Source organism: Hominimerdicola intestinalis, assembly GCF_054655215.1.
Genome location: NZ_BAAHNZ010000003.1, coordinates 188,316 through 213,286 on the forward strand (window position 1 = coordinate 188,316; position 24,971 = coordinate 213,286).

At 44.3% G+C, this 24,971-nt stretch carries 19 protein-coding genes; 1 reads left to right on the forward strand and 18 read right to left on the reverse strand.

What is annotated here, in order from left to right:
- Positions 1–15 precede the first annotated feature (15 nt).
- The 7 genes from ACYQ0H_RS05100 to ACYQ0H_RS05130 form a co-directional block, all read right to left on the reverse strand.
- The gene (locus ACYQ0H_RS05100) at positions 16–1,785 is read right to left on the reverse strand and encodes a dynamin family protein (protein WP_459811763.1); all 1,770 of its coding nucleotides are present in this window, start codon (positions 1,783–1,785) and stop codon (positions 16–18) included.
- 1 nt (position 1,786) lies between these two features.
- The gene (locus ACYQ0H_RS05105) at positions 1,787–2,764 is read right to left on the reverse strand and encodes a M48 family metalloprotease (protein ID WP_459811764.1); all 978 of its coding nucleotides are present in this window, start codon (positions 2,762–2,764) and stop codon (positions 1,787–1,789) included.
- A 56-nt stretch (positions 2,765–2,820) separates the two neighbouring features.
- Complete coding sequence (locus ACYQ0H_RS05110; protein ID WP_459811765.1) at positions 2,821–4,872, reverse strand: dynamin family protein; 2,052 nt, start codon at positions 4,870–4,872, stop codon at positions 2,821–2,823.
- A 392-nt stretch (positions 4,873–5,264) separates the two neighbouring features.
- Entirely contained in the window at positions 5,265–6,401 is a 1,137-nt protein-coding gene (locus ACYQ0H_RS05115) for a GGDEF domain-containing protein (protein WP_459811766.1), read from the reverse strand.
- A 276-nt stretch (positions 6,402–6,677) separates the two neighbouring features.
- Positions 6,678–7,322, reverse strand: coding sequence for a redox-sensing transcriptional repressor Rex (locus ACYQ0H_RS05120; protein ID WP_459811767.1), 645 nt, complete (start codon positions 7,320–7,322; stop codon positions 6,678–6,680).
- 92 nt (positions 7,323–7,414) lie between these two features.
- Positions 7,415–8,626: an NADP-dependent isocitrate dehydrogenase gene (locus ACYQ0H_RS05125; protein ID WP_459811768.1), complete on the reverse strand. Its 1,212-nt coding sequence runs from the start codon at positions 8,624–8,626 to the stop codon at positions 7,415–7,417.
- 732 nt (positions 8,627–9,358) lie between these two features.
- Positions 9,359–11,296: an aconitate hydratase gene (locus ACYQ0H_RS05130; RefSeq protein ID WP_459811769.1), complete on the reverse strand. Its 1,938-nt coding sequence runs from the start codon at positions 11,294–11,296 to the stop codon at positions 9,359–9,361.
- Positions 11,297–11,641: 345 nt separating this feature from the next.
- On the opposite strand from ACYQ0H_RS05130, the gene ACYQ0H_RS05135 reads away from it, so the two are divergent.
- Positions 11,642–12,298 carry a DUF4352 domain-containing protein gene (locus ACYQ0H_RS05135; RefSeq protein ID WP_459811770.1) on the forward strand — a complete coding sequence of 219 codons (657 nt, stop codon included), beginning with the start codon at positions 11,642–11,644 and terminating at the stop codon, positions 12,296–12,298.
- Positions 12,299–12,503: 205 nt separating this feature from the next.
- Here ACYQ0H_RS05135 and ACYQ0H_RS05140 read toward each other — a convergent pair whose 3' ends face one another.
- The 11 genes from ACYQ0H_RS05140 to ACYQ0H_RS05190 all read right to left on the reverse strand — a co-directional run bounded on the left by ACYQ0H_RS05140 (position 12,504) and on the right by ACYQ0H_RS05190 (position 24,954).
- Complete coding sequence (locus ACYQ0H_RS05140; protein WP_459811771.1) at positions 12,504–14,309, reverse strand: ammonium transporter; 1,806 nt, start codon at positions 14,307–14,309, stop codon at positions 12,504–12,506.
- 181 nt (positions 14,310–14,490) lie between these two features.
- A complete protein-coding gene (locus tag ACYQ0H_RS05145) occupies positions 14,491–16,569 on the reverse strand; it encodes a glutamine synthetase III family protein (protein ID WP_459811772.1) in 2,079 nt (692 codons plus the stop codon).
- 274 nt (positions 16,570–16,843) lie between these two features.
- Entirely contained in the window at positions 16,844–17,437 is a 594-nt protein-coding gene (locus ACYQ0H_RS05150) for an HdeD family acid-resistance protein (RefSeq protein WP_459811773.1), read from the reverse strand.
- A complete protein-coding gene (locus ACYQ0H_RS05155) occupies positions 17,434–18,084 on the reverse strand; it encodes a V-type ATP synthase subunit D (RefSeq protein WP_459811774.1) in 651 nt (216 codons plus the stop codon). The genes ACYQ0H_RS05150 and ACYQ0H_RS05155 overlap by 4 nt, the downstream gene beginning before the upstream one ends.
- Positions 18,085–18,116: 32 nt before the next feature.
- Complete coding sequence (locus tag ACYQ0H_RS05160) at positions 18,117–18,308, reverse strand: hypothetical protein (protein ID WP_459811775.1); 192 nt, start codon at positions 18,306–18,308, stop codon at positions 18,117–18,119.
- 25 nt (positions 18,309–18,333) lie between these two features.
- Positions 18,334–19,731, reverse strand: coding sequence for a V-type ATP synthase subunit B (locus ACYQ0H_RS05165; protein ID WP_459811776.1), 1,398 nt, complete (start codon positions 19,729–19,731; stop codon positions 18,334–18,336).
- Positions 19,732–21,489 (reverse strand): V-type ATP synthase subunit A, encoded by a 1,758-nt coding sequence (locus ACYQ0H_RS05170; RefSeq protein WP_459811777.1) that lies wholly within the window; start codon positions 21,487–21,489, stop codon positions 19,732–19,734.
- A gap of 15 nt (positions 21,490–21,504) precedes the next feature.
- Positions 21,505–22,101: a V-type ATP synthase subunit E gene (locus ACYQ0H_RS05175; protein WP_459811778.1), complete on the reverse strand. Its 597-nt coding sequence runs from the start codon at positions 22,099–22,101 to the stop codon at positions 21,505–21,507.
- 43 nt (positions 22,102–22,144) lie between these two features.
- Positions 22,145–22,453, reverse strand: coding sequence for a V-type ATP synthase subunit F (locus ACYQ0H_RS05180; protein WP_459811779.1), 309 nt, complete (start codon positions 22,451–22,453; stop codon positions 22,145–22,147).
- Between the two features lie 59 nt (positions 22,454–22,512).
- Positions 22,513–22,965: an ATP synthase subunit C gene (locus ACYQ0H_RS05185; RefSeq protein WP_459811780.1), complete on the reverse strand. Its 453-nt coding sequence runs from the start codon at positions 22,963–22,965 to the stop codon at positions 22,513–22,515.
- Between the two features lie 36 nt (positions 22,966–23,001).
- Positions 23,002–24,954 carry a V-type ATP synthase subunit I gene (locus ACYQ0H_RS05190; protein ID WP_459811781.1) on the reverse strand — a complete coding sequence of 651 codons (1,953 nt, stop codon included), beginning with the start codon at positions 24,952–24,954 and terminating at the stop codon, positions 23,002–23,004.
- Between the last annotated feature and the right edge of the window lie 17 nt (positions 24,955–24,971).

Sequence of the window (24,971 nt, forward strand, 5' to 3'; positions counted from 1 at the left end):
GGCAGCCTTACTGTTTTATTCAAGACTGTATTTCGCAAGCACTGCGGCAGACTGCTCCAGAAGCTTATCCGCTTTGCTGAGAGTATCTCCGATAGTTCTGACGTCAAGACTTCCGAGCATTTCCTTAGCCTGATTCAGAGCCTCTTTTCCTACCTCAGCCTGATACTGATAAATACCGTCAAGACGCTGACAAGCCTTGACCTCCAGATCCTGATACACATTTTTTATATCCTTAACGATATTTATTCTTATATCGTCGTAATTCTCAAGCGCAATATCTATTATATCGGTCTGTCTTTTCTTCTTGAGGATTATACTGAATACGGAAAGAGCCGCCGGCGGAAAGGTTTCGCTTGTTCCGAACAGCTTTACGTTCATAACAGAACGGGTAACGTTTTTATTCAGCGACATCATAAGCCTGTCGGCAGAGGTAGACTGAGTGACCGACGAAAGCTCCTGCAATCCAAGCTTTTTCGCAAGATCACGGCTCATCTTCTCAACTATACCGTTTATCCTCGCTCTGTGACATTCTATACAGGCCCTATAGGCTTCTCCGACCTTTTCCATAAGGAAAGAGTAAAAATACTTTTCTATATCCTCAGGCGAATAAATATCCTCGCCGTTTTCGTCTTTCTTCCTGCACTCCAGCATACTGAGCCTGAGCCTTGCGAAAAACTCGTACATCCACTGCTCAGCCTCCTGCTGCATTTCAATAACGCTTAAATGAAGCGCAGGCTTACATTCCTCAAGCGCCGACGCAAGCTGAGAGCACTGCTCGTCAAAGCTTCTGGTCTTTTCCTCCAGCTTTTTCTGATCCATTTCCGCCATTTCAGAAAACATATGGATCTTAGCCTTTGTTTCGTTTACCAGATGATCCAGCATTGTAAGGACGCGCTTAGTTCTTATAACGTCCTTCTGCATTATAATATCCCGCTTTAAGGAAAGCTCAAACTTAAAGAACTGAGTTTCATAGTACTCTCTTGTACCCTTATCAGGAAGTCTTTCGGCTCCCAGCTTTCTTTTCAGCTCATCTGCTCCGCTTATACCGTAAACAAACGCATTAGGCACTATCTGCTCTGCAAGCCTTGAAAAGCGGTTCATTATTTTATCTACATCCTGCCGACAGTTAAGAGCGTCTATCATATTGACAAGAACATACAGCATTCCGAAGCGCTGCGGCTGAACGTGTCCTGCAAGAAACATCTGCTCAGTTTCCGAGAAAGGCAGAAGGCTTGAAGCCGCATACATAATTGCATCGGCGTTTACCAGATACTCCGTTACCTGCTTATCCAGATCGTCAAGATCGGAAAGCCCGGGAGTATCAACTATTCTCAGTTCCTTTAGTATCGGAGCGCTGTCCCGTATATCTAGGTAGGCTATTTTTGCCGGGAACAGCTTCATTTTGACCTCAAGCCTATCCCTTGTAATATCCGCAAATTCAAGCGGAATTCTCTGCCCGTTTTCAAGAACCGCTTCAACCACAGGCGTTTCGCCGTAGGAGATCTCATTTATCGTATAGGTTTCGGGGGAAACATTCGAGGGCGCAAGCTCTTTTCCGAGGAGGGCGTTTATTATCGTGCTTTTTCCTCTTTTAAATTCACCCAGAATAACCAGCGTAAAAGGCTCTCCGCACCTTTTAGCCACTATTTCGTCCCATTCCTTCAGCTCGCCTGTAAAATCCTGACCCAGGATCTTTTCAAGCTCTTTGTCGGCTATAAGGCTCTCAATATTTCCGCGAACGGCTTCGATATCCTTTCCGGCAGCCTTGTAATCGTAAATTTCCATACTACTGCCCTCCCGTTCCGAGAATTAATGAAGTTCGGACATCGCATATCTGACCGGTAATGGTATGAATATCCTTCTTGTCTATATCGCTTCTCCACGCAAACAGAGAATCGCAGGAAAGAAACTCCGCAGACGCCAGCATACGTCTTTCAAGCTCGGACAGTCCGCCGTCAGTTTTAAGGCTTCTTGCCGCCGTAGTATGATTAACGTTCTGAAGCTCATTAAGCTTGATAAAATCAATACCCTGCTGAGTTCTGCCGTAGAAATCTATATATCCCTTTTTATAAAGACCGCAGGATATATCGAGAAATCTTCCCGGCTCGTCAATACAGATGATCCCCGCTCTGTCGGCGGTTATATCGGCATACTTTACCCATTCGATAAGCGCACATACAAGCTGATTGCTTACGCTTTGCTTATACGAACGCTCAATTGGCTTATAGACGTTTCTGTTATAATTAAGATAGGTAAAAGCCCAGTTATATACAGCATGATTATTCTGGATCCTTCCCGCTTCGCAGCCGATAAGCAGCTGAAGCTCCTCCGCCGTACAAAGCTCCAGCAGCTTCTGGGTCATTACTATACAAGGTTCTATTATATCGCTTGCCACCGAATAGATCAGCGGCTTATCTACATCTTCCCTTACAAATACTATAGGCAGATTAAGTTCGAGTCTTTCGGCGCATATCTTAACAATATCGTAAAGCTCGGGATATTTCAGCGCACCTGCCTGATTGCACTTCATGAAAAGGTGCTTTGCCTCAGCTGAAATATCGCTCGAATTGACCGCCTTGGCAAGCTTTCCCCATCCTGCCAGTCCAGCTATCTTCTGTCTTACCGCAAAATCCGAATCAAAAGCATAGTCAAGCTGTCCATCGACTACATGATTCTGAAATGAACGGGTATACGCGTTAAGATATGAACGAAACCCCGTATCTATCTGCAAAAGCGGATTGACGGATTCCATTGAATCGCTCATTCAAGTACCTCCTTAATAATTTTTCCGTGCCGAAATGCCGATAACAGCACAAAAAACTAATTTTCCATTGCCTCAGAAAGCACTCTTCTGACTGCGTAAGCGTCCGAAACGATAGCGCTTGCTGATTCGGCGATCGCGTGCAGACGCTCCATTTCCCTTTCGGAGATACTGCTCTTTTCCGTTTTAAGATCGTTTAGGTTATCAAGGGTCTCCTGAGTGTCACGGAGAATTATCTCTGTTTCATTTTCAATTTTGGTTTTAAGACCCTCGAAAGCCGAAAATACCTGACGGCGAACCGTTTCGGTAAAGTCGTTGTTAAGCTTCATTTCATGGAACTGCTTTTTTACCTGAGTTTTAAAGTTCGACTTATACTTGTCGATCCTCTCCTTTACCAGAATTTTATCGACTGCAAAGTTAGCCGAAAAAGTTCCTGCAAGTCCCGCAATAGCCATAAGACAGAGCGTTGCAGGAAGCGCGGCGGTTATTCCCAGAACTCCCGTAAAGAACATTGCGGTATAAAAGGTTGCATAAAAGCCTGCAAAGCCTGTAACTCCTCCGAGAAGCGCACCTTTGAAGCCAGCCTCACGGAAGCCTATGAACAGACCGCCTACTCCGAATGAACCCAGCGCAGCGCCTATTCCCTTATCTATTCCGCTGCCGTTTCTTGATACTCTTTCGGAAACAGTAAACATTTCCTGAATACGGGCTACAGACTCAAAGAACTCGTCTTCAAAGCCCTGTAAACGCTCGGCTTCAACGCTGATAGCGATATTTATCGAATTCTGTATCTGCTCGCAGATAAGCTGCGCTCTTGCTTCAATGCTTTCCTTTATCTTATCCGTAAGCTTCGCAGTAACCATTTTAAGCTGATCCTTTTTAAAATCGTCGGAGGACATCTGGAAGCTGTCTATAACGTCCATAGCCGCTTGCTCGATATTTGTCCAGTAGCTGTCAAGCACAGGCTGGAGATCCGAAAAGACCTTATTTGCGGCGTCGTTTATCTTAACAAATTCCTGACGCTTTTTATTCCTTATATCGTCTATTTCGCTTATAGCATTTTCATACTGCTCCATAAACTCGTCGTTCGCCATCATCAGCGCATTTTCCTGCATAACTACCGAGCGGAGTATTTCCGTTCCCGAATTTGTTATCTTATTCGCCAGTATCTGAAGGGCTATAACTCCCCTCTCCTTGGTAAGCATAGTTTCAAGAGCCTTTTCAAACTCAGGGAAATTGCTTTCCTCAAGAAGCTTCGGATCCTCTATTTTTTTAGCCGTAAGCGCCCTTTTAGCGTACAGTCCGATAACTCTCGGAGTTCCGATCTTTCTCTTGTAAACGGCAAACTCACGGCTGTCCTCGCCCATTACCTTTTTCGCCTTATCCATTACATATTTTGTAATGCGGCTTCTTACGGTTTCAACTATCTTATTTTCGTCCTCCTGTGAAAATGTTCCGAAACAGTTCACTACGAAAATAATTCTTCCCACGTCGGACGTAAGCATTTTCTTTTCCAAAAAATCCTTTTCAAACTGAGAGAACGGCGAATTTGCACTGATCACAAATACTGCCGCGTCGATCTTAGGCAGGATAGACAGGGTAACGTTAGTCATCTGCTCGTCGTCGTTAAGACCCGGGGTATCAATTATATCAACATTATTGCGGCAGAAATCCGTATCATAGTAAACTGTCGCTTCCTTAACGGTTTCCGCTCTTTCCTCCGCCTCGCAGGTAAGCTTTGTAACATAGTTTTCAAGCTGATCGATATCGACCCTTTCGCTTGTGCCGTTTTTATATTCTACCTGAACGTAAGGCTCTTCGCTGTATGTAACCCTGTTAAGAGTAGCGGTTGCCGGCAGAACGTCGGCAGGAAGCACCTCCTGCCCCAGAAGTGCGTTAATAAGCGTGGATTTACCCCGCTTAAATTCTCCGACTATTGCAACCTCAAAATGATCGTCGTCAGATTTATCAATAGTTTCCCTTATAGACTGCGCTGTATTAACAAGAGAAATATCCTCGCTCAGCCGCAGCAGCTCCTTTAAATTTCCTGTAAGAGTCCGTACGGTTTCACGGTAGCCGGCGTAACTTCCGTAATCAATCTGCTTATCCATTTCAGACCTCCAAATCCCGAGCGTTAAGAACGGGTTATTTCATTTTGCTGACTAAGTTTTTTTGTTTTTTCAAGCTTTAACCGCTTGTTTACAAGTCGGGTAAAGCTCTCGAAGAGCCTTCGCATAAGCCCTTGCTTAAAGCAACAGAAAACCGAACCTTGCTTTTAAGTTTTAATAGCTTTCCGTACTGCAAACGCTGTTACAGCAGCAGAAAGGTAATATTTTAATACTTATTATTATATCATAATTGTTATTAAATAGTCAACAATTTATACAAAACAATCCGAAAAATTACCCTTTTGCACAAAATGAACCAGTATTATCAATGCACAATGCACAATTCCTGATAAGCTTCGGCTAAAAAAAACTGCCGGACTTTATATCCGACAGTTTTACGAATTATCTCCGAAAGCTCCGCAGATCGGAATAACAATTTCCTCCCCGCAGTTATTTTTATTTATTACGCAGTTTCTTCCATGCTTCTTTCCGTAATAAAGATACTGGTCAGCAATTTTCAGTCCTTCTTCATAAGAAAGATCCTTACCACATTCACAGACGCCTATAGTTATCGTAACCCCGAAGGTATCAGCTCCGCAGCTGAAGCTCATTGCTTCAAGTTCGGAACGGATCTGAGCCGCGACCCTTGTACCGGCCTCTATACCGGTATTGGGGATCACGAAAAGCAGTTCTTCTCCGCCCCATCTGCAAACATATCCCTCAGACGGAACAAGTATACTCATAGCTTCCGAAATTTGTTTTAAAACCATATCGCCGTATGCATGACCGTATGTATCGTTAACTTGTTTAAAATTGTCTATATCTCCCATTGCAATTATATATCTGCTGTCAGCTGCCGCAGCATTTCTCTGTATCTGTTTGAAAAAGTCCATCATCGCACGTCTGTTGAAGAGCCTTGTAAGCGGGTCTATAGTCGCAAGCCTGCTTAAAGTTTCATTTTTCGCTTTCAGCTGATGCTGAGATATCTGTTTTGATATTTTATATATCGCGGCTATGCAGATTATCATAAGAAATGCAAAAAAACTGTTAAATGTATACAGCATTAGCTGCGATGTCTTATCAAAGTCAGGGTAAATAACGTGTGCGTCATCTACCGTATAAAATTTCAGAAGCATAAAAACGGTTACTATTACCGGAGTTATTATATATGGAGTCATTACCCTTTTAAACTCCACGAAAAACGGAACAGGAGCTATACACACAAGAAACATTGCAAAGCCGTAGCCCCAGCCCACATACACCGTTGCCGCAACAGCATGAACCACTATCTCGAACAAAGCTATGCACAGCATAGGCGTTACGTTCTCTACATTGAAAATCAGAAAAGAAAAACCCAGATAAAGCGCCGAACTGAAAAAATTGAAATACATCATTTCGGTAACGCCAATGTATCTAAAATAGAAAATAAAAACTATATGAACTATCAAGCAGCATATATCAGCAAATAAATACACATACTTGGGCGAGATATTGGCAAAACGCGTCGCATCAAATTTTACCGCTGATCTCATAGATCCATCCCCTTCTTAACTGTATTACCATGCTATTGGTTTTACCTGCGCTAATATATGTAATCTTACTAATATATTATACTATAATGCCTATATAGTTACAATAGTAATTGTAGACAAAAATCAAGAAATATTTTGTTAATAATTGCTCAGAACATTTTTACTGTGAAAAATATTTTATTATTATAAAAGGCGGTATTTCTCCGCATTAATAATATAAATATAATTAAATAAACTAAACATTATCTCAGTAAACCAATTAATATAAAATATATATTAATCTGCATTATCAATAATATTAGCTCCATAAGTAAGCGTCAGAAGACTGTCGCCGAGGTGAACGTTTTCAACTACTATATTTTCATATTCGATACTCAGGTCGTAATGCGAAAAGTTCCAGAAGGCTTTAAGTCCAAGACTGACAAGCTTATCTGCTATAGCCTGAGTAGTTGACTTAGGGATACAAAGCACTGCGACCGCAGGAGAATTTTCTTTGCAGAAGCTTTCGATCTCGTCTACATGACGTATTGTAAGGCTTCCCACACTTTTACCTACTATCTCAGGATTAATATCAAAAATACCGATAAGCTTACAGCCTCTTGTTTCAAAATTTATATGCGTCGCAATAGCGCGTCCAAGGTTTCCCGCGCCGATAAGTATTGTTTTAAAGTTTTTATCAACTCCCAGTATCTTGCCTATTTCGCTGTGAAGCTCGTCAACGTGATAGCCGTAGCCCTGCTGTCCGAAGCCGCCGAAGCAGTTAAGATCCTGCCTTATCTGCGAAGCGGTAAGCTTCATAAGCGCAGAAAGCTCTCTTGAAGATATCCTGTCAACACCTTGCTTTTTCAGCTCACCCAGAAACCTGTAATATCTGGGAAGTCTTTTTATAACCGAAGAAGAAATAGAACCGTTTTTTGCCATATCAAAACCACTCCGTAAAAACGCCATAAAAGGACGGATAAAAATCCGCCCCTATATGAATCAGATATTTATGCTTCTCAATAATTATCCTATCAGCCAAGCATAGGCTTTAATCTTTCGTCCACCGCCTTGAGGAAATCCTCAGTATTGACCTTTTTCTTGTTTTCAAGAGTTGAAAGCAGATAAAGATCGCCTGTCATAACGCCGTCCTCGATCGTCCTGACAGTTGCCTTTTCAAGACAATCAGCGAAATTAAAAAGCTCCTCCAAACCGTCCAGCTCGCCCCTCTTTCTCAGAGCGCCTGTCCATGCGAACAATGTTGCTACAGAGTTTGTGGAGGTCTCCTCACCCTTGAGGTGCTTATAGTAATGACGCTGAACAGTTCCGTGAGCCGCCTCATACTCGTAAACGCCGTCAGGTGAAACCAAGACCGAAGTCATCATTGCAAGCGAACCGTAAGCCGTAGCTACCATATCGCTCATTACGTCGCCGTCGTAGTTCTTGCATGCCCAGATATAGCCGCCGTTTGAACGTATAACTCTTGCTACTGCGTCGTCAATAAGCGTATAGAAATACTCTATACCCGCAGCCTCAAACCTTTCCCTGTATTCATTATCGTATATCTCCTGGAAAATATCCTTGAAGGTATGATCGTATTTCTTGGAAATAGTGTCCTTAGTAGCAAACCATACGTCCTGATTTGTATCAAGTGCAAAGTTAAAGCAGGCTCTTGCAAAGGAAGCTATTGAAGAAGACTTGTTGTGCTGACCCTGAATAATTCCGTCGCACTCAAAGCTGTAGATCGTTTCTCTCGTTTCGTTTCCGTTCTTGTCAGTGCATACAAGCTCAGCCTTAGAGCCTTCGGGGCACTTCATTTCAACGTTCTTATAAACGTCACCGTAAGCGTGACGTGCAATAGTAATAGGCTTTGTCCATGTAGGAATATACGGAGTTATCCCCTTAACGAGAATAGGAGTTCTGAAAACAGTGCCGTCCAGCATTGCTCTTATTGTACCGTTAGGAGACTTCCACATTTCCTTGAGGTTATATTCAGGCATTCTTGCGGCATTAGGAGTGATCGTAGCGCACTTTACCGCAACTCCGTATTTTTTCGTAGCATTAGCAGAATCAACCGTTACCTGATCGTTTGTTTCATTTCTGTGAACAAGACCCAAATCATAATATTCGGACTTCAGATCCACATAGGGCAGAATAAGAATATCCTTTATTTCCTGCCAGATAATTCTGGTCATTTCGTCGCCGTCCATTTCGACAAGGGGTGTTTTCATTTGGATTTTTGACATTTTACATTCCTCCTGTTTATTTTAAAATAACTGCTGATGGAGATAAGATCAATAAAAATAAAATGATCCAAGCGCAAAATCCGATAACCTCCACACTTTTGCTTTTACAGACAACCGTTCCCTTTTTAATTCTATAAAGCCTGACAGCCAGCAGTTCCAATTTAGTAAAGCACAGACATATTATTAAAGCCCACAAGCCTAAAAATCCTATCATCATCGCAAACGCTTCATATTTCCAAAAAAGATATATAAAGTATAATATAAAGATAAGAAGATTAATGCCTATTATATTCTTTTCATATTTTCGTCTGCCCGAATCCTTTTTAAAATCGCTTTCTTCAGTAGACCGATGAAGCTTCCGCAACGATCTTTTAACGCAGATATAAAGTATAACAGGAATAGCAAATAAACAAATATTTCCCAAAATAAAGTAAGTAACCATTATACTCTCCATAGCTGCCTGTCAGCTTATATAAATAAACGGAAATGCGATCAGGATAACCACTAAAAATATTATCAGTATAACTGCCGTTACAGCAACAGCAATTATCACAGCCTTACAGCTTACGGAAAACAAAACAGACATTTTACGCCAAAACCTGCTTCCGTTTTCTCCCCGCTTTACCATTACTCCATACAGCAGGCTCGCTGAAATTGAGACAATTAATAATAATGCACAAGAAACAATGAGCTGGTTTTCCATAATTCCTGACAGCAGCTCAAAAAGCATAATCATTTTAGGCTTTCTCTTGTGTAGTCAAGCAGTCCTCCTGCAAGGATAATATCCTTTGTACGTCCTGTAAGCTCGCAGAGTACGGGAATTTCAGCGCCTGTGGTCTTATTTACAACGGTAAGCTCTGTCTTATCAGCTTCTACAGCTGCTCTTACGTCTGAAAGCACAATTTCATCGCCCTGTGAGATCTTATCGTAATCAGCCTCGTTTACAAAAGTAAGCGGCAGAATACCGGCGTTTATAAGGTTTGCTCTGTGGATTCTTGCAAAACTCTTGACCAGAACCGCCTTGATCCCGAGATAAAGCGGAGCCAGCGCTGCATGCTCTCTTGAAGAGCCCTGTCCGTAGTTAGAGCCGCCTACGATAATCGACTTGCCCATATTTTTAGCACGTCTTGGGAATTCCTCATCGCATACCGTGAAGCAATGCTGAGAAATTGCAGGAATATTTGAACGCAGCGGAAGAATTTTAGCTCCCGCAGGCATTATATGGTCTGTAGTAATATTGTCGCCGACCTTAAGCGATACCCTGCATTCGATAGATTCGTCGAGCGGAGCGGTTTCAGGGAAAGGCTTGATATTCGGACCTCTTAGAATTTCGACCTTGTCCATATCCTCAACTGAAGCAGGAGCTTCAACCATATTATCATTAATTACAAAATGCTCAGGCAGCCTGAATTCAGGCATTTCTCCCAGAGTTCTGGGATCGGTAAGATAGCCTGTAAGAGCGGATGCGGCAGCAAGCTCAGGAGATACCAGATATATCTGACCGTCCTTAGTTCCCGAACGTCCCTCGAAGTTTCTGTTGAAGGTTCTGAGCGATACGCCCTTTGAGTTAGGCGACTGACCCATACCGATACATGGACCGCAGGCAGATTCAAGGATCCTTGCTCCTGCGTCAATCATAATTGAAAGTGCGCCGTTCTGAGCCAGCATATTCAGCACCTGCTTAGATCCGGGAGCTATAGACAGCGAAACGTCGGGGTGAACGGTCTTTCCTTTGAGTATATGAGCTACCTTCATCATATCCATAAATGAAGAGTTTGTACATGAACCGATACAAACCTGATCAATTTTCAGCCTGCCGATCTCCTCACAGGTCTTTACATTGTCAGGTGAATGAGGACAAGCCGCCATAGGAACTATCTCTGAAAGGTCTATATCAACGATCTCGTCGTAAACAGCATCGTCGTCGGCTTTAAGCTCACACCATACGTCCTCTCTGCCCTGAGCCTTAAGAAATTCAAGTGTTATCTCGTCTGAAGGGAAAATAGAGGTTGTAGCGCCAAGCTCTGCTCCCATATTGGTTATAGTTGCTCTTTCGGGTACTGAAAGGGTCTTAACGCCCTCGCCGGTATACTCGATCACCTTTCCTACTCCGCCCTTTACGGAAAGCCTGCGGAGAACTTCTAAAATAACGTCCTTAGCCGCGACCCACGGTGAAAGCCTGCCTGTAAGGTTAACCTTTACTACCTTAGGATAAGTGATATAATACGCTCCGCCTCCCATTGCGACCGCAACGTCAAGTCCGCCTGCTCCGATAGCGATCATTCCGATACCGCCGCCTGTCGGGGTATGGCTGTCCGAACCGATCAGCGTCTTGCCGGGAACGCCGAAACGCTCCAAGTGTACCTGATGACAGATACCGTTGCCGGGGCGTGAAAAATAAATTCCGTGCTTTTTGGCTACAGAGCCTATAAAACGGTGGTCGTCGGCATTTTCAAAGCCTGACTGCAGCGTATTATGGTCGATATAAGCAACAGAACGCTCCGTCTTTACGCGGGGTACTCCCATAGCCTCAAATTCGAGGTATGCCATTGTTCCCGTAGCGTCCTGAGTAAGCGTCTGATCAATTTTTATTCCTATTTCCTGTCCCTTGACAAATTCACCGTCGACTAAGTGAGCCTTCAAGATTTTTTCAGTAAGTGTCAAACCCATTCAAAACATTCCCTTCACAATAAATATATGATATTATTATACCTTATTTCACAGGCTTTGTCAAGTTTTTCACAAATAGCGTTTACTATAATATGCGCCGCTTTTATAATAAAATCCGCTGTAATGAACACTTTGATTTATAATTTTTTAAGCGTTTTGAATATCAATATCATTTACAGTTCCTTACCCCTCTGAAGATCCTCCCATATTTAAGCTGTTTTTTTCTTATTGCGCCATAGAATTCAATTTTTTCTATTATTAATTTTCCACAGTCTTGACAAATTTAATCGGAAAGTGTATAATTATGTAGTAAAATGCTGAAAGGCAAATATAGGAGGAATCAATATGGATAATGAAGAAAAGAAAAGCAAAAAGGGGTTAATAATCGGAATTATCGCAGCTATAGTAGTTATTGCAGCTATAGGGGGAGCCGTAGGAAGCGGCGGAGATAAAGACGACAGCTCATCAGGAAACGAAACAGGAAAAATATCGTCATCACAGACTGAAAGCAAAAAGGAAACAGAATCAAAGGAAGAAAGCAAAGCCGCCGAGGAGTCGTCCGAAGCCGAGCCGGAAGCTCTGCCTACCGTAGGCGAATACGTTCAGTCGGATTCATGGAAAATTTCATTCCTTGACGCTAAGCAGTACGACAGCCTTTCTGACGAAAACAGCCTTCTTACAGATACGCCGTCTGACGGAAAGGTCTACCTTATCCTTTACTTTGAAGCAGAGAATGTTTCCGGAAAGGACGATCATCTCAATATGTTCTACTGGGAAGCATATGAGGACGGATATTCGACAGATATGAAAATTGTCATCAACAAGCCTGACGGATACGATCAGTTTGCAGGTGATGTAGGAAACGGCAAGAAGATAAAGGGCTATCTTGCTTACGAGGTCTCACCCGACTGGAAAGAATTTGAGATCTCCTATAAAGACGGGATCTCGGTAGAAAATAAAAATAAGATCACATTTGCTGTTACTCCCGATAAGCTCAGCTGACGAAAATAAGTTCAGATATAAATAAAGACCAGACGCCTGCGATTTCAATTTCGTAAGCGTCTGTTTTTATTGAACCATACTCCAAAGTAAAAACGCCGAAGTCCGCAGACGGATAATTCCTGTACTGCGGACTTCAAGCTATAATTTATAAGTGGGATGGGGGCAAATTAATTAAGAATATGCGTTTTGCAGCACCGAATCAGTATCAGTCGTCCTGAAGAGCGTCATAGCCTTCCTCTCCTGTACGGATCTTGACTACGTTTTCAACATCGCAGACAAAAATCTTTCCGTCACCGATGTGACCTGTATAAAGGGCGGATTTTGCTGCATTTATCACCGTTCTGACAGGGACTCTGCATACTACTATTTCAGCCTTTACCTTAGGAAGAAGATTTGTTTCAACAACTGCTCCTCTGTAGTATTCCTGCTGTCCCTTCTGCATACCGCAGCCGAGTACGTTTGTAACAGTAATACCTGTTACGCCGATAGATTCCATTGCTGCAATGAAATCCTGAAGCTTTGTCTGCTTAAAGACAACAACGACCTTTGTGATCCTTGAAGAATCGTCAGGGGCAGGGGTCGTGTAATTCTCAACAGTAACAGCCTTTTCAACAGAAACTACAGGTTCCGCTGATGAGTCAACCCTGATCACGCTTTTTGCGTCGTCCTTAGTATAGCCCAGCATATCACTGCCCATTGCGGGAGCAAAGTCGGCGTAGGAAGAAACAAGACCGTGCTCGGTAACGTCCAAGCCGATGATCTCTTCCTGTTCGGAGGCTCTCAGACCGATCGTCTTTTTGATCGCAAAAAATACTATTGACATTGTAACAGCAGTCCATGCGCCTACTGCAAGAACTCCTAAGCTCTGTTTTCCGAGCAGTTCAAGACCGCCGCCGTAAAATAAACCGCTGCCGCTTATTCCGCTTGCGCCGCCGTTCTGAGCAATCGCAAATCCGGGAGCAGTATCAGTTGCGAAAAGACCTACCGCTATCGTTCCCCAGATACCGTTCATCATATGAACCGCAACCGCTCCTACCGGGTCGTCGATATGAAGCTTATAATCAAGGAACCATACGCCAAAGCAGACCAGCAGTCCCGAAACAATGCCGACTGCAAGAGCGCCGAAGGCGTCCATTACGTCGCAGCCTGCCGTAATTCCTACAAGTCCTGCAAGCGAAGCATTCAGGCACATTGAAACATCAGGCTTACCGTATTTCAGCCATGTAAATATCATACATACTACCGTTGCAACAGCCGGAGCTATAGTTGTAGTAAGGAATATAGAGCCGAGCATTTCAACTGATTTTGAAGCTGCCGGGTTAAAACCGTACCAGCCGAACCAGAGAATAAATACTCCCAGAGCGCCGATCGTAAGGTTATGACCGGGTATAGCGTGTACTTTGATTTCACCGTCAGAGGTCTTGCTGAACTTGCCGATTCTCGGGCCAAGGATCTTGGCTCCAACAAGTGCGGAAATACCTCCAACCATATGGATCGCACAGGAGCCGGAGAGATCATGGAATCCTATCTGATAAAGCCATCCGTCTGCGTTCCAGATCCAGTGTGCTTCGATAGGATAGATCAGAGCGCTGATAACTCCCGAATAGATACAGTAAGAAATGAATTTGGTTCTTTCCGCCATAGCTCCAGATACAATAGTAGCTGCCGTTGCGCAGAACACAAGGTTAAATACGAAATTAGAAAAATCGAAATTTTCATATGCGGTGAAAATATCAAATCCGGGCTTTCCGATAAGTCCAATCACGTCTTCCCCGCAGAGAAAACTAAAACCGATCAGAATGAACATTACCGTACCGATACAGAAGTCCATCAGGTTTTTCATTATGATGTTTCCGGCATTTTTCGCTCTGGTAAAGCCTGTTTCAACCATTGCAAAGCCTGCCTGCATAAAGAATACAAGCGCAACGGCTATAAGAAACCAGATACCGAAGCCGACATCTTTTGCGGCGTCAATCGCTTGTTGAATTACGTTATCCGTTAATACTGTCATATTATTTTCCTCCCAACAATAACAAAAGAGGTGCATAAGATCCTCGGAACAATTGTCCCCGGGACTTATACACCTCATCGTGTATCTAAATATAATGCAGCGATATTACTGAATCAAAATAAAATATATAGAAGTTTATAAGAAGAGCATATATTAAAATATAATACTAAAGCTGTCTGAATTATTTAACGTAGAACAGCAGCTGACCATAAGTAGGATAAGGCCAGTACTTTTCGCCTACCAACGTTTCGATCTCGTCGGCATAGGCTCTCAGTTCTCCCATAGCCGTGAATACAACATCATGGTAGTAATTTGCAAGCTCTTGAATATCCTCTATCTCATGGCACTTGACCATACAGTCCTCAAGCTCGCCCAGCTTCTTGTACATCTGGGTCGTAAGCGCAGACAGTCTTTTAACCATATCGGTTTCAAAGCCGTCGTCCGCTCCGCAGTTCTTAACCAGCTCCGCAGTTTTTGCCAGTTCCTTAATATAAGTAAGAGCAGCGGGAAGGATATCCTTTTTAGCCATATCGATCATCGTAAGCGCCTCGATATTCAAGGTCTTGCAGTACTCGTCAAAAAGTATCTCAACTCTCGAATGGAGTTCCGGCTCAGTATATACGCCGTATTTTGTAAACAGATCAATATTCTTCTGAGCAACGAACGTTGGGATAGCTTCAGGCGCAGATTTCAAGTTCAGCAAGCCTCTTTTTTCAGCTTCAACAGGCCACTCCTCAGAATATCCGTTGCCATTGAAAATAATATTTTGATTTTCCTTTATAGTTTTCTTGATAAGGTCATCGAGAGCGTCCTGAAAATCGTCAGCATTTTCAAGAACATCGGCAAAGTCGTCGAGAACTTTTGCGGCGATCGTATTTAGCACGGTATTAGGACCGGCAGCCGAAAGCTTTGATCCGGGCATTCTGAACTCAAATTTGTTTCCTGTAAATGCAAAAGGAGATGTTCTGTTTCGGTCGGTAGTATCCTTGGGGAAGTGGGGCAGAACGTCTACTCCTATCTCCATCTCAACCCTCTTGCCCTCATATTTAACGCCGTTTACGATAGCGTCAAGAACTCCTGTCAGCTCATCACCGAGGAAAATAGATATAATAGCGGGAGGAGCCTCGTTAGCACCGAGTCTGTGGTCGTTTCCGGCAGAAGCAACTGAAGCCCTCAGAATATCCTGATAATCGTTGACAGCCTTGATAACTGCGGTCAGGAACAGAAGGAACTGTGCGTTTTCAGCCGGAGTTTTTCCGGGATCAAGAAGATTAACTCCCGTATTTGTCGAGATAGACCAGTTATTGTGCTTTCCCGAGCCGTTGATCCCTGCAAACGGCTTTTCATGCAGCAGGCATTTGAAGCCGTGCTTTCTTGCCGTCCGCTTCATAATTTCCATAGTAAGCTGGTTATGATCGGTAGCAATATTTGTAGTTCCGTAGATCGGAGCAAGCTCATGCTGTGCCGGAGCGACCTCGTTATGCTTAGTCTTAGCGTAGATACCAAGCCTCCACAGCTGCTCGTCGAGATCCTTCATATATGCCTGAACTCTTGTTTTTATCGTTCCGAAGTAATGATCCTCCAACTCCTGCCCCTTGGGAGCGGGAGCGCCATAAAGGGTTCTTCCGGCAAAGATCAGATCCTTTCTCTTTGAATACATTTCTCTGTCAACAAGAAAGTATTCCTGTTCAGGGCCTACGTTTGCAATTACCCTTGTCGCGTCTGAGCCGAATAGCTTTAATATCCTCAGAGCCGCCTTATTTATAACCTCCATAGATTTCAGAAGAGGCGTTTTTTTATCCAGAGCCTCACCGCTGTAAGAACAGAATGCAGTAGGGATACAAAGAGTATTGCATTTTATAAACGCATAAGACGTGGGATCCCATGCGGTATAACCCCTTGCTTCAAATGTTGCCCTCAGACCTCCCGACGGGAAGGAAGAAGCGTCAGGCTCACCCTTTACAAGCTCCTTGCCCGAAAACTCCATAATTACATGACCGTCCTCTGTAGGCGAAATAAAGCTGTCAAGCTTTTCTGCGGTAAGACCTGTCATCGGCTGAAACCAGTGAGTATAATGAGTACAGCCTTTCTCTACAGCCCAATCCTTCATTGCGTTGGCTACTACGTTCGCAACGTGAATATCAAGCGGATCGCCGTTGGCAATAGTCTTTTTAAGAGCCTTGAAGGTATCCTTGGGAAGTCTTTCTTTCATAACAGCTTCATTAAAAACATCGCTGCCGAAAATCTCCGGTACATTCATAAAAATTTCCTCCTGTATATTATATCTTCGCACTGTCCGTTCCGAATAAACGCGCCGGCATTTTTATGCCGGTACAGGCTTTAAAAAAAGCGCTGTGGACTTAAACCGTCCACAGCGCCTTTGCTGTTTACATTTCATAGTATATACCCGAATCGCCGATTTGTCAATAGCTTTTGCTTATTTTTTTCACTTTCAGCGAATCAGCCAATAATAAAAAATATATTCTGGATCTTTTTAGTTAAATATGCCGATAAGACTATCTGCATAAAATACACTATATATCAATAAATTCGTCCTTACCCGATTTATCTGACCTTTTAACCTGCTTTTCAATATATCTGAGCTGATGCCTGCCAGAAAGACAGCTTATCAGATTAGCGACTCCCGCCGCAGCAAGCGCAATTCCCAGAACAGTAACCGCAATATTTACAGGAGCAAGAGGATTTATAATTATTACAAAGCCGAGAACTGCCGTTACCGAAGCAAGGATCATCGGCAAAACCCAGTCCTGTCCTGCACGTTTTATATAAAAGGCATTGGCAAGACTTACTATTCCGCTGAACAGCATATAAAAGCCGCAACCGAAAGCTATTACTTTAAATATAAAATCAGGCTTTACAATAAGGAACAGGCCTATTGCCGCAAGAACGATACCGCGGAATATAAGCGAAGAATATTCGTCCTTTTCCTCTCCCTTTGCAAAGAACTGTATAAGGCTTACTGCTCCGACGGCAAGAGCTATACCTCCTATAGTATAGCTTATCGCCTTGGTAAAAAAGCCAGGATCGGCAATAAGCGCCGCTCCAAGCACAATACATACGACTGACAGCAGGAGATAGTTTTTAAACAGCTTTTTCAGCATTCTCATAGGTTTTCCTCCAATTTTGCGGCTTCCCTAGCCTTTTTCAGCTTTGAAGCCTTAATTACCTTCAACCGCGAAAATTCCTCTCGCTCTTTTTCGTCCAGAGAGTCGGATATAAATTTAACTATAGCCTGGTTTCTAGGTATAATTATATTCTGAAGCGCGTTTGCACGCCGCTGAGTTTTCCTTATCGCCGCTGAAAGCCGGTATATGCTGTTTTCTACCTCGGCAAGCAGTACAGTTTTCTTTTTTACCTTGTCAAATGCGATAAATGCTCTGTCTAGCTGAGATGTGGTCTGAGAGAAGCCGTAGGTTACCTTCAGCGGCTTTTCTTCAAGACTTATCTGCGGCAGCTCCACTCCCATAACGCTTCTTGAGGTTATTGCCAGACCTTTTTCAACAGGAACACATTCGGCATAGGGGGTTACAAGTCCAAGCGAGATATTGGCAAGCTGAAGCGCCGCATACGCCTCTATATAGGTTTCCTCTATAGAAGTCCTCAGCTCTCCCGCCTTATCTACAAGACCCATAAGCTCCCGTATCAGTATATTGCGCTTTCTGTCAAGCAGCTCATATCCGAGAGCCGCAAGCTGAAGCGCTTTCTTTGACGCAATAAGGTTTCCCTTGGTAGGAAAGACCTGCTGCTCAGCCATTTATCTCACCGCCGATCTATTGTTTAAAAATATTACAAAATAAAGAAAATCACCGTCAGCAGAATACCAAGTATCATAATAACCAACCCATTACGCTTCATCTTAGCAATCTCCTCTGGTTTATCGCGGTCTTCAGCCTTAACGCTTTTCTCAGGCATTAAAAACAGAATTAATCCGATCAGCGCTACTCCGCAGGTTAGTACAAATTTTATTATATCGTACATAGGCTTCCTCCATTAATAATTTAAATCAGCTGATTAATGCTATTGCTTTTTCTGCGCTGTAATATTTCTCAAGATGCTCCTCGTCTACCCTGTCAAGCTCAGACTTAGGCAGCGACGAAAGCAAAGCCCAGCCCAGATCAAGGGTTTCTTCTATCGTTCTGTTTACGTCGAAGCCCTGGTTAATAAAATGCTCCTCAAACAAAACGCCGAACTTTATATAAGCCTTGTCGGTTTCTGAAAGCTCCTCCTCGCCGATTACGGAAGCAAGCGCTCTTGCGTCTGAAACCTTTGCGTACGCCGCAAACAGCTGGTTTGCCACCATCTGATGATCTTCTCTTGTATAGCCTTCTCCGATACCGTCCTTCATAAGCCTTGAAAGGCTGGGCAAAACCGAAACCGCAGGATAAACTCCCGTCTGGTCAAGGTTTCTGGCCATAACTATCTGCCCTTCGGTAATATATCCGGTAAGGTCGGGAACCGGATGAGTAATATCGTCGTTAGGCATTGTAAGGATGGGTATCTGAGTAACCGAGCCGCCTGAGCCTTTTACAATCCCCGCCCTTTCATATATAGAAGCAAGATCGGAATATAAATATCCGGGATAGCCCTTTCTTCCCGGTATCTCTCCCTTCGATGAGGAAAATTCTCTGAGAGCCTCGGCATAGGAAGTCATATCCGTAAGTATGACCAGAATATGCATATTATGCTCAAAGGCAAGGTACTCGGCGCAGGTCAGCGCACATCTCGGCGTAAGTATCCTCTCTATTATGGGATCATTTGACATATTCAAAAACATGGCAACTCTCTGAAGCGAGCCTGTTTCCTCAAAGCAGCGCTTAAAATAATCGGCAACATCGTTCTTAACGCCCATAGCTCCGAAAACAATAGCAAAATCCTGACCGTTTTCATCGGCTATCTTAGCCTGCCTTACGATCTGAACCGCAAGCTTGTTATGCGAAAGTCCCGAACCCGAAAAGATAGGCAGTTTCTGACCTCTTATAAGCGTCATAAGCGCGTCAATTGATGAAATTCCGGTATTGATATAGTTTCTTGGATAGCTTCTTGAAACAGGATTCAGCGGCTTTCCGTTTATATCGGCGTACTTTTCGGGGTAAATATCCCCCAGTCCGTCTATCGGCTTCCCTGCTCCGCTGAAAATTCTTCCCAGCATTTCCGTTGAAAGCGCAAGCTCCATAGGCTTGCCCTCAAATTTTGTCGTGGTATTTTTGAGGGAAAGACCCTTTGTTCCCTCAAATACCTGAAGTACTGCTCTGTTCTCCGACGCCTCGACAACTCTGGCAAGCCTTTTCGTTCCGTCGTCAAGGCGTATTTCCGCCATTTCGTCATAGCTTATGCCGCTTACCTTGTCAAGAACTACCAGAGGCCCGTTTATTTCGCTCAGTCCTATATACTTTAGATTCAATTACCGCACCTCCGTAAGTGACTTAAAGTCCTTTTCCATTCGGCTCTCATAATCGGCAAACATCTCCGGCTTGGAATTGGGTATATCGTACTTTATTTTTATAAGCTTTTCTACCCAGCCGCACTGAATGATCTTATCAACGTCGGCTCCTTCCGAAAGCGCTTTTTTTGCAAGAGAATAGAATTTAAGAATAGCTTTCATCATAAGGTACTGCTTTTCAAGCGGAACGAAGGTATCTTCCTTATGATAGGCGTTCTGCTGAAGAAATCCTACTCTGACGATCCTTGCAGACTCGATAAGAAGCTTCTGATCGTCTGGCAAAACATCTGTACCCATAAGCTTTACGATCTCCATAAGAGTATTTTCTTCGATAAGTATATTGGATATTTCCTGTCTTACCTGCATAAAATCAGGAGCTACGCTGCCGTTATAATAGTCCTTAAGATCCTCCAGATACTCGGAATAGCTTGTATTCCAGTTGATAGCGGGATAATGCCTTGCATAAGCCAGTGATTTGTCAAGCGCCCAGAAGCAGCGGACAAACCGCTTGGTATTTTGAGTTACCGGCTCAGAAAAGTCTGAACCCTGAGGAGAAACCGCTCCGATAATTGTAACTGAGCCTTCGCCCCCTCCAAGCGGTCTTACATAGCCTGCACGTTCGTAAAACTCAGAAATTCTTGACGGAAGATACGCCGGAAAGCCTTCCTCCGCCGGCATTTCCTCAAGACGGCCGGAAATTTCACGCAGAGCCTCCGCCCATCTTGATGTAGAATCCGCCATGATCGCAATATGATAACCCATATCACGATAATATTCGGCAAGAGTTATTCCCGTATAGATAGACGCTTCTCTTGCCGCAACAGGCATATTAGAAGTATTGGCGATAAGCACCGTTCTGTCCGTAAGCGGACGGTTCGTTTTTGGATCAATAAGCTCAGAAAATTCCTCAAGCACCTGAGTCATCTCATTGCCGCGCTCTCCGCAGCCTATATATACGATTATATCAGCGTCGCACCATTTCGCCAGCTGATGCTGAGTCATTGTCTTTCCCGTTCCGAAGCCGCCGGGTATCGCCGCCGTTCCACCCTTCGCTATAGGAAGGATCGTATCGACTATTCTCTGGCCAGTAATCAGCGGACGGTTTATCGGCAGTCTTTCCGCGCAGGGACGGGGGGTTCTTATAGGCCATTTCTGACAGAGCGTCAGATCCTCCGTCCCGCCGTAAATATTCTTTATTTTAACAACAGTATCGTTTACAGTATATTCGCCGCTGCCGGCACACCAGATAACCTCGCCGCCCTTTGAAAGAGGAGAAAGCATACACCTATGCTCTATTACAGGAGTTTCCTGACAGGTACAGTATATCTGTCCCGGTTCAAGCCTGTCTCCTGCTCTTACCTTAACGGTACAGGAATACTTCTTTTCAGTATCCAGCGAAGATACCTCAGCTCCGTCGTCGATAAACGCACCCGTAAGCTGCTCCAGTCTGCGGAGCGGTCTTTCTATTCCGTCAAAAATATTGCTTATTATCCCGGGGCCGAGAACCGCCGACATAGGCGCTCCCGAACCTGTTACCGGCTCTCCCGGCACAAGTCCCGTCGTACCCTCGTAGACCTGAATAGTGGTAAAATCCTCGGCAACTCCGATAACCTCGGAAATAAGCCTTTTATTCCCTACATACACCATTTCCAGCATAGAAAATGATTTGGTATTCTTGACCTTTACAACAGGCCCGTTTATAGAATAAATTTTATCCATACCGAAATCTCCCCGTTATTCCTGTCCGACCGCCAGACCGGCAGTTCGACAGAAGCTCTCTCTTTCCTCCTCGACCGCCGAATCAAAGGTACAGTCGAGAACGACGTTTATCTCGTCAAAGCGTATGCTTACCCCGCCCAGCAGGATAGACGGACTAAGGCGTACCTCAAAACCGGAAGCCTTCTTCAGCGCTCCGGCATACTTTTCATCGCAAAGCGCCAGATCTATTTCCGCAGACTCGCCGGGATAACGCCGTTTTGCCGCATTTACCGCACTTTCCAGCCACTCAGCGTAACCGCCGCCGCTACGGAAATCAGCCAGCTTTCTCTTTACGCTCTCAAACACCTTGTCCGAAAGCCCGCTTCTGTGCAGAAGAACCCTGCGCTGAGCTTCAAGCCTTGCCGCAGACGACTCTTTTGTAAGCCTCTGGCTCTCCTCCTTATCAATACGCTGTATTTCAGCCGCAGTTCGGCTGCGGACGTCGGCTTCAGCCATTTTAAGCCTTGCGCTTTTATCCTGACGGGCGTCGGAAATAATTTTATTTACCTTACCCTCCGCCTCTGTATAAACTGCGTCCTTGAACCGCCGCAGCTTCTGTGCTTCGTCTATCATTGTAAATCGTTCCTTTCAGGAGATAAATGCTATGAACGCCGGCTTACAGCTTTATACCGACCGCCTCTTTAAGATACCTTGAGATAGTATCAGATATTTTGGAGGTCGCATGCCTGTCCGGAATCTCCACTATCAGCGGAAGCTTTCTGCTTAGCTTATACCCGTAAACCTTATCCCTGCACTGCTTAACGGCAAGCTCGGTCATAAGGATCACTCCGATATCCTCCATATCCATTGCCTTATCGAGAGCCGAGCCAACCTCGTCGGAGGTATGAACTACTACTCCCTCTACGCCTGCAAGACGCATTCCTATCTGCGTATCTATATTATCGCTTATAAGATAAAACTTCATAATAAAGGCCCATGCTTTTCACGCAGGGACACGCCTCCCTTCAGCTGCGTTATATGCCTTTAAATTCCAAGCGCAGTTCCCACATTGGAAATAATAAGTATTGCAATAAGCAGACCGTAAAGCGCGATACCTTCTCCGAGAACTACGAATATGAGCGCCTTAACAAAAGCCTTAGGATCCTCTGAAACTGCGCCAATTGCCGCCGGAGCGCCGGCTGCAACGGCAATACCCGAACCGATACAGGCAAGTCCTACGGCAAGAGCAGCTGCAAGATAGCCCAGACCTGCGCCTGTAGAAAGCGCCGCCATGATACTGCCCTCGTCAGCAGCTGCCGATACAAAACCGCCGAACGGAATAATGATACCGAGTCCCATAACTCCGGCAAACGTACAAAGATTGCCTATAAACGCACCCTTAGGTGATCTGCCGCTTCTGATCCTCTTGGCCATAATAATAAAAGGTACGCAAAGAAGCGCTACTACTGCAAGGGGCAAAAGAAATAATTTCAGCATAATAAATTCCTCCAAAAAATCATAATCATTTCAATATCAATCGACCTGCGAGGAAAACTTTATTCCAACAGGCTCGAAGGTTTTTCCGTTACCGTCATAAAAGCGTGAGAATATCTCATAAAATTCAAGCCTTATGATCTGGATCGCAACGATCATTCCCTCCATTACCATTACAAATGCGTTGCCGAATACCGCAACTACAGGCTGTGCAGCGGCTGCCGCACCGTCCATAAGCGTCATTACTACCAGCATCATTCCTGCGTGAGAGAGAACAAAGCCGCCGACTCTGAGAAAAGACATCGTATTGGAAACATAGCTCAGGACGTATTCAAACATTTCAAAGAAGTTTTCAACGATAAAGTTTCCGACAGTCATTTTCTCCTCGTCCTCAGAAAGCCTGAATTCCTTATATTTAACCGCCGCCGCAAATGGAACACGGCAGAAAACGCACAGTGCCGGAATAACTATAAGAAAAATAACGAATGGCTTTGACATAACGTGAATATCGAACAGCATAGTTCCGGCAACTCCTACTACTACCGAGCTGTAGAAAACCAGTCCCGCTATTCCGTTGCAGCCGAAAACCGCTCTCTCATAATCCTTTTGCTTAAAGCCTGCATAAATATTGATCATGATCGAAATAACGATCAGAGCGATTCCGATAGCTACCGCGGTCAGCAGTATAAAATCTGTCTGCTTAAAGATCCTGAGTGGAAGAAAGTCTATTCCAATGCTATCAAATACAGGATCCAGCAGCTCCTCAAAGCCGAACACCGAACCGTAAAGCGTTCCGAATATCATACTTGAAATTCCGACCCGCGACATCATTCCGCCCATCTGGGGTGACATTTTCCGCCCTATAAAAAGGCCCAGCAGAAAAACAAGCAGTCCCTGTCCCAGATCGCCGAACATTATACCGAAAAGAAGTGAATAGGTAACAGCCACAAAGCCTGTCGGATCGAAGCCGCCGTAATCGGGAAGCCCGTACATTTCAACAAGCATACCGAAAGGCCTTGCGAACCATGAGTTTTTAAGCACCGTAGGCGGAATACAGGAAGCGTCGGCGTCGGGCGGCATAAATACCACTGAAACAGATCTGCTGTCCGATAACAGTTTTTCAAACCTCCGCTTTTCCTTTTCGGGTATAAAGCCCTTGATGTATATCTTATCGTTAAGCGCTCCCACATTTTTCCGAAGCTCAAAGGTATCGTGCCTGAACTTCAGCTTGGTAAATGCCTGCTGTATCTCGTTTTCATGCTCAGAAGCAAAATCCGAAAGCCGCTTGTCGAGCTCCTCCGCTATCCTTACATTCTCGTCTATTTCTGTGTTCAGATGCTCAAACGCTTCTGCTGCGTTTCCTGTAACAAAGTCAGGTATCATTATTCTTTCAAAATACATAGACCTGAATATATCGTCTACTATATCCTTAATATCATTAGGACAGAAATACATTCCCCAGCAAAAGCTTCTGTCCGAATCAAAAGGCACGAAGAAAAACTCCTGATCATAAAACTCAAGCTTTTCACGGCTTTCAAGGGGAAGCTTTCCTACTCTTACCGCAACGTGCTTGCAGCTGAATATCCTGTCGAATTCCTCGTTAAGACCTTTAAGATGATTAAGCTGAATGACTGCTCCCCTGCGCTCTGAGATTATCTGCATAGCATTCTGCTTTTTTGCGGCTATCTCCGCCAAAGGTTTTTCAAGTCTGTCACAGAAAGCCGAAAAATCGGCTCCGCTTTCAAGACCGCAGTCCGAAAAGTCTGTTTCCTCCAAAGCTATCCCCAGCGACGTCGCAATAGACGCCAGTCCCTTAAGAGGCACGTCGTACGGATTTTTATCGCTAAGAAGCTTGAGTCCGCGGCTTTCAGACGCAGACGCAAAGGCAGGCTCCATATGAAAGCAGCCGCTTTCACAGCATTTGAGCAAAACCGTATCCAGCTCGCTCATAAGCCCGACAATAGTAACAAGCTCCATCTTTTCTATTGCCATTTCTTTTCTCCTCCCGG